The 16,705-nt window shown below is 66.3% G+C and carries 15 protein-coding genes; 5 read left to right on the forward strand and 10 right to left on the reverse strand.

What is annotated here, in order from left to right:
- Nucleotides 1-13 precede the first annotated feature (13 nt).
- The 7 genes from ACR9Y6_RS06705 to ACR9Y6_RS06735 form a co-directional block, all read right to left on the reverse strand.
- Nucleotides 14-697, reverse strand: a complete 684-nt coding sequence (locus ACR9Y6_RS06705) for an energy transducer TonB family protein (RefSeq protein WP_481280605.1) — start codon at nucleotides 695-697, stop codon at nucleotides 14-16.
- 4 nt (nucleotides 698-701) lie between these two features.
- Nucleotides 702-1,109, reverse strand: a complete 408-nt coding sequence (locus ACR9Y6_RS06710) for an ExbD/TolR family protein (protein WP_481280606.1) — start codon at nucleotides 1,107-1,109, stop codon at nucleotides 702-704.
- Nucleotides 1,110-1,119: 10 nt separating this feature from the next.
- Complete coding sequence (locus tag ACR9Y6_RS06715; protein WP_481280607.1) at nucleotides 1,120-2,895, reverse strand: DUF2341 domain-containing protein; 1,776 nt, start codon at nucleotides 2,893-2,895, stop codon at nucleotides 1,120-1,122.
- Between the two features lie 37 nt (nucleotides 2,896-2,932).
- Entirely contained in the window at nucleotides 2,933-4,543 is a 1,611-nt protein-coding gene (locus ACR9Y6_RS06720) for a ShlB/FhaC/HecB family hemolysin secretion/activation protein (protein ID WP_481280608.1), read from the reverse strand.
- A gap of 140 nt (nucleotides 4,544-4,683) precedes the next feature.
- A complete protein-coding gene (locus tag ACR9Y6_RS06725) occupies nucleotides 4,684-5,652 on the reverse strand; it encodes a FecR family protein (RefSeq protein WP_481282701.1) in 969 nt (322 codons plus the stop codon).
- 5 nt (nucleotides 5,653-5,657) lie between these two features.
- Nucleotides 5,658-6,194, reverse strand: a complete 537-nt coding sequence (locus tag ACR9Y6_RS06730) for an RNA polymerase sigma factor (RefSeq protein ID WP_481280609.1) — start codon at nucleotides 6,192-6,194, stop codon at nucleotides 5,658-5,660.
- A 2-nt stretch (nucleotides 6,195-6,196) separates the two neighbouring features.
- Nucleotides 6,197-6,907 carry an STN domain-containing protein gene (locus ACR9Y6_RS06735; RefSeq protein ID WP_481280610.1) on the reverse strand — a complete coding sequence of 237 codons (711 nt, stop codon included), beginning with the start codon at nucleotides 6,905-6,907 and terminating at the stop codon, nucleotides 6,197-6,199.
- A gap of 189 nt (nucleotides 6,908-7,096) precedes the next feature.
- Between ACR9Y6_RS06735 and ACR9Y6_RS06740 the strand changes: the two genes are divergently transcribed.
- Nucleotides 7,097-7,456 (forward strand): hypothetical protein, encoded by a 360-nt coding sequence (locus tag ACR9Y6_RS06740; protein ID WP_481280611.1) that lies wholly within the window; start codon nucleotides 7,097-7,099, stop codon nucleotides 7,454-7,456.
- Between the two features lie 16 nt (nucleotides 7,457-7,472).
- On the opposite strand, the gene gspD is transcribed toward ACR9Y6_RS06740, so the two are convergent.
- Complete coding sequence (gene gspD, locus ACR9Y6_RS06745) at nucleotides 7,473-9,800, reverse strand: type II secretion system secretin GspD (protein WP_481280612.1); 2,328 nt, start codon at nucleotides 9,798-9,800, stop codon at nucleotides 7,473-7,475.
- A gap of 192 nt (nucleotides 9,801-9,992) precedes the next feature.
- On the reverse strand, nucleotides 9,993-11,405 hold the full coding sequence (gene gndA / locus ACR9Y6_RS06750; RefSeq protein WP_481280613.1) for an NADP-dependent phosphogluconate dehydrogenase: 1,413 nt from the start codon (nucleotides 11,403-11,405) through the stop codon (nucleotides 9,993-9,995).
- A 222-nt stretch (nucleotides 11,406-11,627) separates the two neighbouring features.
- Between gndA and ACR9Y6_RS06755 the strand changes: the two genes are divergently transcribed.
- From ACR9Y6_RS06755 to ykgO, 4 genes are all read left to right on the forward strand, one after another.
- On the forward strand, nucleotides 11,628-12,347 hold the full coding sequence (locus ACR9Y6_RS06755; RefSeq protein ID WP_481280614.1) for a CoA transferase subunit A: 720 nt from the start codon (nucleotides 11,628-11,630) through the stop codon (nucleotides 12,345-12,347).
- An 11-nt stretch (nucleotides 12,348-12,358) separates the two neighbouring features.
- The gene (locus ACR9Y6_RS06760; protein WP_481280615.1) at nucleotides 12,359-12,994 is read left to right on the forward strand and encodes a 3-oxoacid CoA-transferase subunit B; all 636 of its coding nucleotides are present in this window, start codon (nucleotides 12,359-12,361) and stop codon (nucleotides 12,992-12,994) included.
- 450 nt (nucleotides 12,995-13,444) lie between these two features.
- Nucleotides 13,445-14,359, forward strand: a complete 915-nt coding sequence (locus ACR9Y6_RS06765; RefSeq protein ID WP_481280616.1) for a LysR substrate-binding domain-containing protein — start codon at nucleotides 13,445-13,447, stop codon at nucleotides 14,357-14,359.
- An 88-nt stretch (nucleotides 14,360-14,447) separates the two neighbouring features.
- On the forward strand, nucleotides 14,448-14,573 hold the full coding sequence (gene ykgO / locus ACR9Y6_RS06770; protein ID WP_029213509.1) for a type B 50S ribosomal protein L36: 126 nt from the start codon (nucleotides 14,448-14,450) through the stop codon (nucleotides 14,571-14,573).
- Between the two features lie 333 nt (nucleotides 14,574-14,906).
- Here the strand turns inward: ykgO and ACR9Y6_RS06775 are convergent, their stop codons facing one another.
- Nucleotides 14,907-16,703 (reverse strand): tetratricopeptide repeat-containing diguanylate cyclase, encoded by a 1,797-nt coding sequence (locus ACR9Y6_RS06775; protein ID WP_481280617.1) that lies wholly within the window; start codon nucleotides 16,701-16,703, stop codon nucleotides 14,907-14,909.
- Between the last annotated feature and the right edge of the window lie 2 nt (nucleotides 16,704-16,705).

The following is a 16,705-nucleotide window of genomic DNA, read 5'->3' on the forward strand; positions in this document are numbered from 1 at the left end:
GTATTGACGGTGCTCATGCGGGACGCTTCCCGCGGATGGCCACGCGCAAGGGGAAATGCAGGGACGAGGGCGGCGCCACGTCGATGCGCGGCATCGCGCGCAAGGCGTCGATCAAGGCCTCGTCCGTTTTCGTGTTGCCGCTGGAGCCGACCAGTTCGGCGCGGGTGAGACGTCCGCCGGCGTCGAGCCAGATGTCGGCGCGCACGTCGAACACGAGGCGGTTGACCCGGTCGTCGCGCTGCACCGCCTGCTGGATCGCATAACCCAGGTACTGGTCGTAGCTGCCCGTGCCCGTGCCGGTGCCGCCACCGGAACCGACCATGCCGCCGCCGTCGCCCGCGCCGATGTTGAAGGCGTCGGTGCCGGCCTGGGCGTCACCATCGATCGTCACGTTCCTGGCGACATCGTCGCTCGGCTTGGGCGCGTCCACCGGCTTCTCCGGCTGGTCCTGCGGCTTGTCGTCGACGGGTTTCATCTCGTCTTCGAGCTTCTTCGGTTCCGGCGGCTTTTCCTTCGGCGGCGGCGGCGGCGGTGGCAAGGGCGTGATCGTGGCGATGCGCGGCGCCTCCCGCCGCACGCCGACGCTGCTGGAGGCGAAATGCCAGACCAGCGCGCCGAGCAGCAGGATGGCCACCACGCCGACCGCGGGACCGATCCAGCGGCGGCGTTGGCGACGAGGGGATGGGGACGAGGTCACGCGTTCATCCCTTCGGCGACTTGCCGGTGACCAGGCCGACCTGCGGCAGGTCCACGCGACGCAGCAGGTCGAGGATGTCCATCACCTTCTGGTACTGGACCGTGGCATCGCCCTTCACCACCACCGGGAAATCCGGCGTGATCGCCTTCAGCGAACGCAGGCGCTGCTCCAGTTCGGCGAGTGTCACCGGGTAGGCGTCGAGGAAGATCTGACCCGTGTCCGAAATGGTGATGGCCTTGGTCTGCGGCTTGGCCATGCTCACCGCCGCGCTGGCCTTGGGCAGGTTCACCTTGATGCCCTGCACCGACGCGGTGGTCATGATGATGAAGATGACGAGCAACACGTACGCCAGGTCGAGCATCGGCGTGATGTTGATGTCGTCGTACGGCTTGTCGTCGTCTTGCGCGCGCATGATCCGATCCTCAGGCCGCGACGGCCGCCGGTTGGTTGACGCGCTGCTGCTCGGCGAGGCGCGTCACGAACTCGTCCACGAACACCTGCATGTTCGCGGTGACGTTCTTGTTGCGGATCAGCAGGTAGTTGTAGCCGAACAGTGCCGGGATCGCGACGAACAGGCCGGCCACCGTGGCGAGCAGCGCCGCGGCGATGCCGGGGGCGATCGCATTGACGTTCACGTCGCCCGCCGCGGCGATCGCCGCGAAGGTGATCATCACGCCGACCACGGTGCCGAGCAGGCCCAGGAAGGGGCCGCCGGAGATCGCGATGGTGAGCAGCACCATCGACCTGGACAGAGCCTGGTTCTCGCGGACCAGCACCGAATCCATGGTGGCGCGGATCGCCTCGATGGACTCCGACGCGATGTGATCCTGGCCATCCTCGTCGCGACGGTTCCACACTTCGGCGGCGCCGACCTTGTAGAGACGATAGAGCGAGGCATCCTGCAACCGCGACGCGGTGGCATCGCGCGACAGCGCGAGGATGTTGCGGCCCTGCTGGCGGAAGGCGTCGAGGAAATCCTCGTTCGCGCGGGTCACCTTGTTGACATAGGCCGCACGCTGCCACATGACCACCCAGGAGATCGCCGCCATGACGAGCAGGATGCCGATCACCACCCAGGCATCGGCGGTCACGGATTTCACGATGATGCCGAAATAGCCGAAGCCCACGCCGGACTGCTTCTCGTCGGCGCCATAGGTGAGCAACTTCGATTCGGCGCCCTGGGTCTGCGCGTCGACCGCGATGGCGACGGCGGGACGGGCGATCCGCGAGAGGCGCACTTCGTCCATCAGGCCGGCGAACGGCACGAAGGATTCAGCCTGGCCGGCGATGTCGCCGCCGAGGGTGGCCTGGCTGGTCATCGCGGGGAGCTTCGTCCCCAGCTTCGCGTAAGGCTTGCCGTCGACGTACAGTTCGACATCGCTGCCCGTGGCGGTGACGGCCAGATGCGTCCATGCACCGGCCTTGAGCGGTTCACCGGCGGCGCTGGTGGCGTCGTTCACCTGGACGAAGGGCACGCCGTTGTCGAGCCCGACCAGCAGTTTCTGCTCGCCCTGGCGGCGTGCATAGACCAGCGTACGCCCCGCCGGCAACGTGTCGGGCTTGATCCATGCGCTGAACGTGAAGCTGCCGCCCTCGGCGACATTCATCGAGACACTGCCCGGCAGGGTGACGATCTTCGAACCGTCGAAGCGCGCGGCCTTGCCGATGATGCCGTCGGCGGTGAGGATATCGTTCCCCACGGCGTTGTTCGCGTAGGCGGTGGCGTCCTGTGGCGGCGTACCCGCGGCTTCCTCGAAGTGGTAGACGGCGGCGTAATCGGCATCGAACACGGCGCCGGCTTTCTCGGCGCCCTGCGCCTTGGGGTTGCCGTAGTACATCCAGACCTGCTGCTGGCTGTCCGCGCCGAGCTGCGGCACGTCCACCCAGACCAGGGCCACGCCCAGCACCGGGTCGAAGCTCTCGACCTGGTAGTTCAGCGGGGTCTTGTCGTCGGCCGCGACGAAGCGAACGTCGGCGCCGGTCTCGGACACGCCGTCGAAAGTGAAATTGCCCGAATGCAGGCGCACCAGCAGCGGGGTGCGGCCGACGGCGGTCGTCACGTTGCCACCCTTGGCCGTCGTGTCGATGGTGATCGCCTTGCGGAAGGCGAAGTCCTGGTTCCACCACGAGGCGTCGGCGTAAGCCGCCGGCACCCAGCCGATGAGAAGCAAGCAGGTCAGGAACAAGAGTCGAGTCACGGTGATACCCCTGGATGTCTGTGGTCCGACCTGCCGGTCAGAGATCCGCTTTGAGTGAGAAATGAATGCGAGTGTCGTGTGCGCGCGTCGCCTGCCCGTCCTTGAACGGATAGGCCACCTCGAACGCGCCGGTGGCGATGTTGAATAGCTGGAAGCGCGTGCCCAGGCCCGCGCTGGACAGGTCGTAGCTGTTCACGCGCGTGCTGCCGGCCGCCGGATCGGCCGGGTCGACGAGGCTGGGCAGCGCGTTCATCAGCACGAGGTGCGCCGCATCGACGAAGGCGTGGAAGCGCCAGTCGTTCACCCATGTGCCGAGGTGCGCTGCGATCGACGGCGTACGCAATTCGATGGAGCCCGTGACGCCGTGGTCGGCGGTTTGCTCCGCTTCGAGGTAACCGCGCACGCTGCTCTGCCCGCCCGCCGCGTATTGTTCGCTGGAGATCAACGACGAATTCGACAGCTGCAGGCCCAGCCGCCCGGCGAGGCTGAAGCCGTTGGCGAAGTTCCGCGTGTGGCCGCCGTCGAACTTCATGTAGAAGAAGTTGGCCCGCGCCTTGTAGCGCTGGTTGTCGAACTCCGCCGCGTTGCTGCCGCCGGCACGGAAACCGAGGGTGCCGCCGATCGCGATGGTGCTGATCGAGGTTTCGCCGATCGACTGGCCCTGGTACGTGACGTTGAGCGGGATGTAAGTGATCGGGGCCTTCGAGGTCTGGCCTGAAAGGCTGATGTTCTGGTCGAAGTGCTTGCGGGTGAGGCCCATCGACAACGATTGCGAGTACTCGCCGTGCGTCGGCAGCGTGCGGATGAAACTGAAGCCCACCGCGTTGCCCTTGCCCAGCACCGTCGTGCCACCGACGGCATTGGCGTTGCTGTTGGACTTGTAGCCCGAGGCCAGCACGCTCCAGTCGCCGCCGAGCGGAACCAGATAGGAGCCGGCCCAGACCTCGGCCGCGTTCCTGTCCTGCGGCGCGACGATATAGGTGAGCGAAGCCGCGTGGCCGTCCTGGAACAGGTTGTCGTCGCGCACGCTGGCCACGGTGCGCAACTCGGGTGTGTTGACGCTGTGGTCGTTGTTGACTTCCAGGCTCGCGTGCCACGGCGAGCTGTCGGTGACCTTCAGGGTCACGTCCATCGTCTGCGGTAGCTTGCCGGGCGTGAGCACGGGCACCACCTGGCTGCCGCCACGGCGATTGACGTCGGTGAGTTGCTGCTGGGCCTGGGTGAAGTTCGGTACCTCGCCCTCGCGCAAGGCGGGGACCGCGTCACGGATGTCCTTGGGCGAACGGTAGGTCGCGCCTTCGACACGCACGCGGCCGATGGCGTTCTCGGTCACCTGGAAACGGATCACCCCGCCCTTCACCTGCTGCGGCGGAAGGTCGACCACCACCGACTGGAAACCGTGCGCCTGGTAGGCCTTCTGCAAGGCCTCGCGCGCGGCACCGACGTCGTTCATCGACTTGCCCGGCCCCAGGAAGGGATAGACCGCCGTCTCGATATCCAGCGGTTGCAGCGTCGTGTTGCCATCGACGACGTATTCGTTGACGTCGAACGAGGTCGGCGCGTCCTGGGCGCCCGCGTCCATCGCCAGTCCCAGCGAGATGGCCAGCGCGAACGCATTGGCGCGCCAAGGGTTCGCGATACGCGTCATGCGTTCACCCGTACTGCTCGTGTAGCCACGCGGACTTTCCCCTGATGTTCCCGTTTGCCCACAAGACGCATGGGCAGCGGTGGCACTGAACCGCTGTCACGAAAAATTCATGGGCCGGCGGTGCCGGCCCGGGAAAGCATTCAGCTCAGCAGCACCCAGCCGCCGGGGAGGTGCGTCGCATGCGCGCCGTAGGCGTCCTGGATGAGCGTGGCGACGTCGGCCATCTGGTCGAGCGTGAAGCGCGCATGCACGCGCCGCTCGCCGAGCGCATGGTCGGTGATGACGATGCGGCCGGGACGATAGCGGTTGATGTCCGCGACGACATCGGCCAATGGCTGGTTGTCGTAGATCAGCACACGCTGGCGCCAGGCGAGCGCGGTGTCCGGGTTCACCGCCACGGCGGGCGCCATGCCACGGTCGTCGAACGCCACTTGCTGGGCCGGCTTCACCTCGGTCCTGGCCGCGCCCAGCGTGAGCACCGCGTGCCCGTCGAGGCATGTCACCGCGGCTTCGCGGTCGATGCAGCGTACGGCGAACGACGTGCCCGGCGTGGAGATCAGGGTCGCGTCGGCCAGTTCGACGACGAAAGGCGACGTGCGCGAGGCGTCGACGCGGACCACGGCCTCGCCACTGCGCAGGCGCATGCCCGTGACGGCCTTGCCGCTGCCACGCAGCCCGATGTCGGTCGCCGTGTTCATTTCCACCGTGACGCCCCGCACCACTTCGACACTACGCTGCTCACCGACCGCCGTGCGCAGCCGCGAGCCATCCGCCGCGCCGGGCATGAGGTCCGTGCCGTAGCGCCCGATCAGCACGGCGGCGACCGACGCGCTGACCGCCGTGGCGAGGAACATCCGGCGGTTCATGCGTACGCCATGGCGAGGCGCGGATGGCTGCTCCCGATCCATGCGCTCGGCCCGTCGGGCGATGACGGGCCCCAGGTCCTCCCACATGCGACGCGTGCGGGCGAAGGCGGCGGCATGCTGCTCGTTCGCCTGGCACCAGCGACGGAACGCCTCGCCGTCCTCACGGGTGGCCGCCCCCGAGGTCAGGTGGACGAGCCAGGCCCGGGCCTGGCGCTCGCTTTCGTGGATGCTGGTCGTTCCCATATCGCTCAAGACGGATCTCCGGCACCCGGACCGAACCGCTGAACGGATTTGCGTCCCACTTTTGTGGCACAGGTCTCAAGTGCCTTCTTCAATTCCTTTCCCACCATGCGCACCGAGATGCCGTGGCGGGCCGCGATGGCCGCCTGCGGCTGCTCGTCGACCCGCGCCGCGATGAGGATCTCGCGCTGGCGGCGGGTGAGCATGTCCAGCGCCTCGGCGAGGGCGGCGAGGTCCTGCCGCGAGGCGAGCACGGTGGGTGGGTCGAGTTGGTCGTCCGCGCCGTGCACCAGCTCGTCGATCTCCTCGCCCGTCAACAGGCGGCTGGAGGAACGATGGTGATCGGCCGCCATGTTCAGCGCCATGCGGAACAGGTAACCGGTGGGATGCGTCGCTCGCTCCACGTTGGGATCGAGCCGCTCCACGCGCAGGTAGGTTTCCTGGAGCACGTCGTCGACCAGGTCGTCCGACCGCAAACGGCGGCGCAGCCGGCGACGGAAGTCCTCGTAGTTGTCGAGGAACAGCCCGAGCAGCGAGGTTTCCATCGTCAGCCCTCCCTTGCGCGGTGGGCCCGGCAAGCGCCGTCGGCCTTGACCGAGGGTGTCAGCAAGACCGTCACGGGACTGGATCGATGGACATCCGCCGGCAGGCGCAATGAACGAAGCGCGGCGAGCACCCGGCCGTCACGCCGCGGGTCGTCGGAAGCGGCCAGCGCCGCCACGTCGGTCACGCCGCCGTCGTTGCCGATCCACAGCTGCATGGCCAACCGGAACCCGCCTGGCCGCGTGTCCTCGTGCGCGCACAGGGTCCGCTCCACCGCCACCTGCACGGCACGCGCGGAACGCTCGTCGAGCATGTCGCCGACAGGAGCGGCGTCGTGGCGCGGCGCGGCGCCGCCGTCCGCCGGGGCCTGGCTGGATGCGGTGACGGTGAAGGCGTTCATCGAGGAAAAGTGCGCCACGAGCCCCGTGCCCACGAGCAGGATGCCCAACGCGTCGCGCGGCGTGGCCACGCCGTGAAGCCCCTGCGACCGCTTCTCCGCGACAAGGCCGTCGTCGAACAGCACGGCGATACCCGTGGCTTCGCTGAAAGCGCGTAACGCGGTGGCGAGCGCTTGAGCGTCGATGTCGAAGCGCGTGGGCGCATGCGTTTCTTCCGACCCCTGTGGCTGTCCCGCGTTGATGCGCACCTGCGACGCCGACCACGGCGACGCAAGCAGGGCCATGCACGCGACAAGCGCGAGGACGCTGCGTGCCACGGTCATTCCTCACGCATGAGCGGACGGGACGGGAACTCGTCTTCGGGGGAAGGCTAGGCGCGCCAGATGACACAACGACGCTATTTCAGTGACAGGATTAATGACCGTCGCATGACACCGCCCGATTCGCTTACCGATGCAACCGGTTACGTGCTATCTGGTGTGGATGGCCAGACGGAGGGAATCATCATGCGTATTCGGCAAGTCCTCGCCATGGGCCTGGCTCTCGCGCCTCCCTGCGCGATGGCGCAATCGGTCGTGGACCTGCCAGGCGTGCACGCCGCCGCGAACGCGGGCTGCGTCGAACCCGCCGATGCGGCGTCGGCGGGACTTTCCTATGCCTGCCTGAGCCGCCTGATGGCGGCCGATGCGGTGCCATCGGGCACGCCCGTCATCGATGCAGGGATGAGCCGGCGGCCGACCAACACGCTGGGCCTCTATAACGCCGCCGGCCTGCAACACCGCATGGGGCCGAACCTGGGGGTGTCGGTGCAGCCGTATCGGCCGAAGCCCACCTACCCTACGCCGCTGGTCGGCCCGGCACGTTAGCCGGGACGGGCGCGCCTCAAGGCTTGCCCAGCGGCAGAACCGTGGCGGGTTCGCCACTGCCCAGCTTCGCATCGGCGCGAACCGGCCGCAGCGATTCGAACTTCCGCTGGTACTCGTCCGTCACCTGCTTGGCTTCCTCGCCGTTGCTGATCACCCGTGGCGTGATCAGCACGATCAGTTCGGTGCGATCGCGACCGCGGGTCGTCTGGCCGAACAGGCGTCCAAAGACCGGGATGCGATTGAGGCCAGGGATGCCGGTGTCGGTGACACCTTCCTGCTGCTTGATGAGACCGCCCAGCAAGACCGTCTGTCCGCTCTGGACCGCCACCTGGGTGGCGACCTCGCGCTGCTGAATGGGGAAATTGCCCGTCGTCGCGTCCTTCTGGCCCGGAGCGCTCACCACCTGGTTGATGTTCATGTACACCAGGCCACCCGGATTCACGCGCGGGCGCACGTTGAGGATCACACCGGTGTCCTTGTACTCCACCTGGCCGATCGTGTTGTCCGTGTTGGCGCTGGTGTTGACGAAGGTCTGCGTGATGGGAATCTGGTCGCCGACCTGGATGTGCGCTTTCTGGTTGTTCAGCACCACCAGCGACGGAGCCGACAAGGTCTTCGTGTTGCCGCTGGTTTCCATCGCGCGCAGCGCGACGGCGAGGTTGTTGTTGACGAACGAGTAGAAGAAGCTGTCGGTATTCGGGTTGTAGACGTTGCCACCGTTGCCCAGTGCCCACTGCTGCTTGTTGCCCGGTTGCCCCACCGAGCCGTTGGTGCCGCCGACCAGGCCTTCCAGGTACCACTGCACGCCGAACTGGAAATCGCCGGTCAAGGCCACTTCGAGGATACGGGTCTCGATCTGCACTTGCAGCGGCACGGCATCCAGGCGCTTGATCGCCTGTTCGATCTCCGTCCACTGCGACGGACGGCAGCGCACCATCAGCTGGTTGTTCGCATCCACCGAGGTGATGCGCACGCCTTCGTCCGTCGTGACCGGCCCGTTACGCTGGCGACGCGACGAGGTGTCGTCGTCACCGAACCCGCTGCCGGCGAAACCGCTGCCCGAGCCGAACGAGGAACCGCCACTCATGCCGGAGGACGAGCCGTTGAGGCCGCTGTTGTTCGTGGTGTTGAGCAGGCCTGAATTCGACGACGAGCTGTTGCCGAAACCTCCCGTGGTGCTACCGAGGCCCGAGCCGCCACGATTGCCGAGGTCGCTGTCGCCGCCGAGGGTGCCGGAACTGAGCCCCGGCCCGACCTTGCCGCCGCGATCGCCGGAACCGCCACCGCTGGAGCCGCCTCCATAGATGTCGGACAGGTAATCGGCGAGATCGGCGGCCTGCACGTTGCGCACGTCGTACACATAAAGTTGTGGCTCGTTGCCGCCGCCGCGGTCGATGCGATCGATCCAGCTCCTCACCTCGTCGAGGTACACGGGCTGGGGACTGATCACCACGAGGGAATTGGTCCGCTCGATGGGGATGAAGCGAAGCATGCCGGCCATCGGCGTGTTGCCCTTTTCACCGAACAGTTTGTCGAGCGTCGGCGTCAGGTCCTTCACTTCCGCGCGTTGCAGGCTGAACACGCCCACCGACATGCCGCGCAGCCAATCCACGTCGAAGGTCTGCACCGTGCGCTGGTAGTTCTCCAGTTCGCTCGGCGTGCCGGCCATCACCAGCACGTTGCGCGTGGGGTCGGCCAGCAAGGTGGCATCGGGCCGCGCGAAGGGCTTGATCAGTTTCTGCATCTCGGTCGCGGAAATGAAACGCAGGGGAAACAGGCGTGCCTGCAGGCCGCCCGGCGGCGCGGTGGCGCCCATGCTCGGCACGAGGTTGCCCGCCACCGCGTCCTTCGCGGGCATGACCACGTAGCGGTCGCCGCTGCGGACCAGGGCATTGCCCGTCCAGGACAACAGGGTCTCCAGGATCGGCAAGGCCTGCTCGCTCGACACCGGCTGCGAGGTGGAGAAGGAGACGTTCCCCTGCACACCCGGCACGATCGAATAGTTCTCATGCAGCAGGTCGCCAAGGATGGCTTTCACCACCGACTCGACCGGCTGGTTCTCGAAATTGAAGGTCACCGTGCCCGCACCCGCCGCCACCGGCTTCGGCTTGGGCAGGCCCACCGCCTTGACGAATTCACCCGTGCCCGTGGTGATGTCGGGCTGCGCGGCCACCGGAACGGGAGGATTGGTGGTGCCCACCGTCAGCGGCTTGGGCACCGGCTTCTCCGTGCCGGCCAGCGCTTCGCGCTGGAGCGATCCATCGTCGCGCGGTTGCGGCAGCGTCGAGCATCCGGCAAGCGCTACCGCCAGCGCCGTGGCGCCGATCAGAAAACTTCTCAACATGAAACAACGTACTCCCTCGTTGGACACGGCACGATACACCGACGCCTGGTGTGCTGCCGATCCGGCAACTCTAAAGGGAGGGTTCCTACAGCGCCAGCACCCGGCGGCTGACCTGCGTCGCAAGTCCACGCCTACGACGTCCGCCGAGGGCCTTCCGCCCGGCGCACGGCGGGCGGAAGGCCGTTCAGTCCGTCATTCCACCCATTCGGCGTGGAAGCTGCCCTTCTCGTCCAGGCGTTCGAAGGTGTGCGCCCCGAAGTAGTCACGCTGCGCCTGGATCAGGTTCGCTGGCAACGTCTCCGCCCGATAACTGTCGTAGTAGGCGATGGCCGCGGAGAAGCCGGGCACCGGCACACCCACGCGTACCGCCTCGCCCACGACCTCGCGCAAGGCCGCCTGGTACTCCTGGGCGATGTCGCGGAAGTACGGATCGAGCAGGAGGTTCTTCAGCGCGCCATCGGTCCGGTAGGCGTCGGTGATCTTCTGCAGGAAACGGGCGCGGATGATGCAGCCGGCACGGAAGATCTTCGCGATCGCGCCGTAGTCGAGATTCCACTGGTTCTCGTCCGAGGCCGCACGCAGTTGGGCGAAGCCCTGGGCGTAGGAGATGATCTTGCTCATGTACAGGGCGCGCCGCACCGATTCGACGAAGGCCTTGCGGTCGCCGTGGAACACCTCCGTTTTCGGGCCGGCCAGCCGCTTGCTGGCTTCGACCCGCTCCTCCTTCATGGACGACAGGACGCGGGCGAACACCGACTCGGTGATCAGGGTGAGCGGTACGCCGAGGTCGAGCGCGCTCTGGCTCGTCCACTTGCCGGTGCCTTTCTGCGCGGCGCGGTCGAGGATCACGTCCACCAGCATCTTGCCGCTCTTGTCGTCCTTCTTGCGGAAGATCTTCGAGGTGATCTCGATGAGGAAGCTGTCCAGTTCGCCCTCGTTCCATTCACGGTAGACGTCGGCCAGTTCCTCGTTCGAGAGGCCCACGACATGCTTCAGCACCGCATAGCTTTCCGCGATGAGTTGCATGTCGCCGTACTCGATGCCGTTGTGCACCATTTTCACGTAATGACCCGCGCCACCCGGGCCGATGTAGACGACGCAAGGCTCACCGTCGGGTGCCTTGGCCGCGATCTCGGTGAGGATGGGGGCGACCAGGTCGTAGGCGTCGCGCGGACCGCCGGGCATGATCGACGGCCCCTTCAGGGCGCCCTCCTCACCACCCGAGACGCCGGTGCCGATGAAATGCAAGCCATCCTTGGCCAATTCCTCGCCACGACGCACGGTGTCCTTGTAGTACGTGTTGCCGCCGTCGATCAGGATGTCGCCCTTGTCCAGCAAGGGGCGCAATTGCTCGATCACGGCGTCGGTGCCCTTGCCCGCCTGCACCATGAGCAGGATGCGGCGCGGTTTCTCGAGCGAGTCGACGAAATCCTCCAGGCTGTAGCTGGGCACCAGCTTCTTTCCCTGGCTCTGGGCCATGACCTCGTCGGTCTTTTCCTTGCTCCGGTTGAAGATGGATACCGCATGACCTCGGCTCTCGATGTTCCAGGCGAGGTTGCGGCCCATCACGGCCATGCCGACGACACCGATCTTCTGCTTGCTCACGTTGGATTCTCCGGGCTCGGGGGCTTCGAGGAACATAAGGATGGAGGACTTCCGATCAAATCCCCGTTCATGGTGCCGATGCTTGCAAGAATCGGGTGTGGGTTACGAAGGACGACCGGCGGCAAGGGGATTGGACCAAAGGGCAACCACGGGGCGGTGCGGCGCTCGGCTATCATGGGCGGCGAACCGGCGGCGGGACCGTCCGGATGGAATCGATGACGCATGAACCAGGTGAAGTCGCACTCGCGCGACAAACGTGTCGCCTCCGCTCGTGAGGCACTGGCCGGTCTGGTCGCCGACGGACAGACCGTCGCCGTGGGCGGTTTCGGCCTCTGCGGTATTCCCGAACTCCTGATCGAGGCGCTGCGCGATTCCGGCGTCACCGGCCTCACCGCGGTCTCCAATAACGCCGGCATCGACGGCGTGGGCCTGGGCCTGCTGTTGCAGACCCGCCAGATCCGCAAGATGGTTTCCTCCTACGTCGGCGAGAACAAGGAATTCGAGCGGCAGTTCCTGGCCGGCGAACTCGAGGTGGAGTTCACTCCGCAGGGCACGCTCGCCGAGAAGCTGCGCGCCGGTGGCGCGGGCATCCCCGCGTTCTTCACCCGCACCGGCTACGGCACCCAGGTGGCCGAAGGCAAGGAAGTGCGCGAATTCGACGGCAACATGTACGTGATGGAGCGATCCATCGTCGCCGACGTGGCACTGGTCAAGGCGTGGAAGGCGGACCCTTCGGGCAACCTCGTCTATCGCAAGACCGCGCGCAACTTCAATCCCATGGTCGCCACCGCCGGCAAGGTCTGCATCGCCGAAGTGGAGATCATGGTGGAGGTGGGCGAACTCGACCCGGACCAGATCCACACCCCGGGCATCTACGTCGACCGCATCGTGCACAATCCCGCGCCGTCCAAGCGCATCGAACAGCGCACCGTGCGCGCCTGAAGGAGAAGACCATGGCCTGGACCCGTGAACAGATGGCGCAGCGCGCCGCGCTGGAACTCTCCGACGGCGACTACGTGAACCTCGGCATCGGCCTGCCCACTCTGGTGGCCAACCATCTGCCAGACGGTGTCGACGTCTGGCTGCAATCGGAAAATGGCCTGCTCGGCATCGGCCCCTTCCCCACCGAGGACGAAGTGGACGCCGATCTGATCAACGCCGGCAAGCAGACGGTGACCGCCCGCGCCGGCGCATCGTTCTTCTCCAGCGCGGATTCATTCGCGATGATTCGCGGCGGCCACGTGGATATCTCCATCCTGGGCGCGATGCAGGTGACCTGCGAGGGCGACATCGCCAACTGGATGGTGCCCGGCAAGATGGTCAAGGGCATGGGCGGGGCGATGGATCTCGTCGCCGGGGTGAAGCGCGTCGTGGTGGTGATGGAACACACCGCGAAAGACGGTTCGCCGAAGATCCTCACCGAATGCACCCTGCCGTTGACCGGCAAGGGCGTGGTCGACCGGATCATCACCGACCTGGCGGTGTTCGACGTGGCGCCTGGCGGGCTGGAACTGATCGAGATGGCGCCCGGCGTGGACGAGGCGACGATCAAGGCCGGCACGGGGTGTGGGTTTGTTTCGAAGCTCTGAGGGCATCGCCGACAAGTCGGCTCCCACAGGAAGCAAGAGCATCGCCGACAGGGTCGGCTCCCACCGGGCAACACCAGGCTGGTGGGAACCAGCCCTACTGGTGGGAGCTGGTCTGTACTAGTGGAATTGGCCCGTACTGGTGAGGACGGGCTTGGTATTGGTGGGGACTGGCCCGGTTCTGGTGGGAGCCGACCTTGTCGGCGATAGGCGCCCCTACTCCCAAACACTCACACCACTTCCGAACGCCACAAAGAAAGTCGCCCCGCAGAAGACGCCTCAGCATGGGCCTCGGGGGGGAGGTAGGCCAGATGCCGGTAGTTAGCGTCGCTGCGAGGCGAGGGACCTACCGACCCAGGGGGAGGGGTTGGTGGTAGGCCGAGACGAATCATAGATTTCCTAGGAAATTCCGGCCAATATATCTTTCAGTGTCCACTTATTCGAAAAACGACTATGTTCGACCTGCGCCAACTGCGTTACTTCGTCGAGGTGGCCGAGACCCTCAGCTTCACCCAGGCCGCCCAGCGCCTGCACATTTCCCAGCCGCCACTTTCCCAGCAGATCCAGTCACTTGAAGCCGACCTGGGCGTGCGCTTGCTCGACCGAAACCGGCGCCGCGTCGCCCTTACCGAGCCTGGCCGGATCTTCCTGGTCGAGGCCAAGGCGATCCTTTCCCGCGCGGAGAGTGCCCGGACGGTCGTGGCGGAAGCCGCGGCCGGCTTCACCGGCCAACTCAGGCTGGCCTATGCGGTTTCCGTGTCCTTCCATCCCGCCCTGCCGGAAACCTTGCTGCGCTTTTCGCACGCGGCGGCGGGAGTGAGCCTGCACCTCGGCGAGATGCTCACCGGCGCCCAATACGACGCCCTCCTTTCCGGCCAGATCGACGTGGGACTGCTACGGGCGCACCCCGAGGGCGTAGCGAACGCCCGCCAGCTGAACGTCGAGGTGATCGACCACGAACCGCTGGTGATCGCCCTTCCCGCCCGTCATCGCCTGTCGAAGCAGGCCAGCCTGCGCATGGAAGCCCTGGCGGGAGAGCGATTCGTCGCCCCGCCACGTGCCCTGGCCACGACCCTGACCGACCGGCTGACCCTGCTCGCCAACAAGGCCGGCTTCCGCCCCAACGTCCGCCAGGAAGCGCAGCAGATTCCTTCGTTGCTCCCGCTCGTGGCCGCGGGACTGGGCGTGGCCCTCGTTCCGGCCTCGCTGCGGGCCGTCCACATGGATGGCGTCAGCTTCGTCCCGGTGGACGATCCGGAGGCCTATCTGTTGCTCGCGGTGGCCTCGCGCGTGGACAATACGTCCCCTGTGCTGGAGAGTTTCCTGCGCACCGTCCGCGAGGCACGGGCGAAGCTAGGGCTCGGCTGAAAGACGAATGCTTCCCGGCGCTTGCGTAACGCCGGCCGGATCGTTACAATCCCGTTTTTCCTTGTCCGTAAAGTTTCAGGAGCTGGCCGTGAAGGTGCTTTCCTCTTTGAAGTCCGCGAAGTCGCGTCACCGTGACTGCAAAGTCGTTCGCCGTCGCGGCAAAGTGTTCGTGATCTGCAAGAGCAACCCCCGTTTCAAGGCTCGTCAGCGCTGATATTGCTGCGACGGGTTTAGAAAGAAAGGCCGCGAAAGCGGCCTTTTTTTTAGCTTGCCGCCAGGTGACAGGAATCGGAATCTGGCCGTGGGAGCCGACCTGTGGGAGCCGACTTTGTCGGCGATGGGTGCTTGCCGCGACCTGGCCCGCTGCCGCGGGATCGCCGACAAGGTCGGCTCCCACCAGGTTTCTCCTACCAGGCGGGTTTCTCCTACCAGGCGGGTTTCTTCTACCAGGTAGGCTTCTTCCACCAGATGGGTTTCTTCCAGCGGGTAGGCTTCTTCTACCGGGTGACTTGTTCCACCGGGTGAGCTGCCTGGGCGGGTGGACTGCCTAGCCGCGTGCCTCGCTCAGGTACGGCGAGTCGGGAATGTCACCGGTGTCCCCCATGAAGACGCAGTTCCGGCCTGCCCGCTTCGCCCGGTAAAGCGCCGCATCGGCCACCACCAGCAGGCGATGCAACTCGAAGCCGCATTGCATCGTGCCGCCGATACCGAAGCTCGCCGTCACCACCAGGTTCGGACGGATCTGGGTGGCCGACGTCGCCGCGATCGACAGCCGCAGCTGCTCCGCGCGTGCGCGCGCCTGCGCGGGACTGCAATCGGGCAGCAGCACCGCGAACTCCTCGCCACCCAGGCGACCGAATACATCGCAGGCATGCAAGGCGCGGCGGCAGACATCCACCGCGCGCTTCAGCACCTCGTCACCAACGGCATGACCGTAGGTATCGTTGACGCTCTTGAAGTGATCGAGATCGAAAAGGATGAGACACGCGCCGCGATCCGAGCGCGCGCCATAGGCCAGAACCCGCTCCGCCTGTTCGACGAAGTGCTCGCGATTGCAGATGCCGGTGAGGCCGTCGCGGCGCGCCAGTTTCATGAAACGCAACTGGGAACGGCGCAACCAGAGCACCAGCCAGGCGATCGCACCCAGCCCGGCAAGCAGGACGAAGATGTACAGACGGCCCGTCTCGACTTCCTTGCGGTCGAGCGCCCCGGTCAGGCGGAGGATCTCGTTCTGCTTGTTCAGTGCTTCGACTTCCGCCTTGCGCGCGAGCAACTGCTGGTCGACGATCTGGAAGGCCAGGCTGCGCGCGCCCACGTCGTCCAGATAGCCCTTGTCGGCGGCCATGAATTTCTCGTGGTACGCCAGGGCCGCCGCCGCGTTGCCAAGTTGCTGCTCCACCTGGTAAAGCACGCCGTAACCCATCCGGCGCGGATCGGTGAATTCGTCACGGATCGAACCGGCCACGGCGGACAGGCCGAAGCGGCGTGCGTTGGCCAGGTCGCCAAGCTTGAGGTACGCCTGCGCGAGGGTCGCATCGTATTCCGCCAGCAACGCCGGATAGTTCAGCCCGCGCGCCCGGTCGCGCGTATCCGCGAGTATCTTCACCGCCTCGGCGGGACGCCCCTGGGCGAGATGGAACGCCGCGATGTCCGAGCGCATGCTCTCGGCGAACACGTCGTCGCCCGCCGCGTCGCAGGTTTCGACCGCGCGCAGGTACATCGGGTCCAGTGTCTCGAGCCGGTTGGCCTCCCGTCGTGCGCGCAGCAGGTGCTGGGCTCCCTTGCAGATGGTCTCGCCCGGCGGCGGGTTTTCCATCATTTCCTTGGCGTATGCCTCGGCCTGCTCGAACTGTCCGGCGGAACTGAGCAACTGCGACGCCTCGCCCAGGGCCTGGAAACGTGCCTTCCGGTCGCGGATCGACGGCATCAGCTCCTGCAACTGGTTCAACCGTATGAAGGCGTCCTGATAACGGTGGCCGATGCCGAGCAGGTTGATCAGTGTCGCGGTCGCGCGCAACCGCAAGACGTTGTCGTTGGCGTTGTCCGCCACGTCCTCCAGGGCCTTCCTGCCGGCGTCGTAATCGCCCACCCACGTGGCGCGCCAGCCTTGAAGGAAACGCAGTTTCCACCGCTCGGCAGGCGCGAGTTTCGCTTCGAACCGCGCGAGATCGTCGATCAGGTGGCCGAAGGCGGCGAAATCGGTAGATTTGATCGTGTCCGCGCGCGCCAGGATCGCCTCGGGCGACGACGGATTTCCGACCGTTGCCGCAGGCACCGCGGCGACGAACACCAGCAGGCAAGCCGCCAGTGTCGCGAGCGCATGCCGCCACGCGCTCCGCTTCACGG

Source organism: Luteibacter sp. TLI7-4A (genome assembly GCF_056754745.1).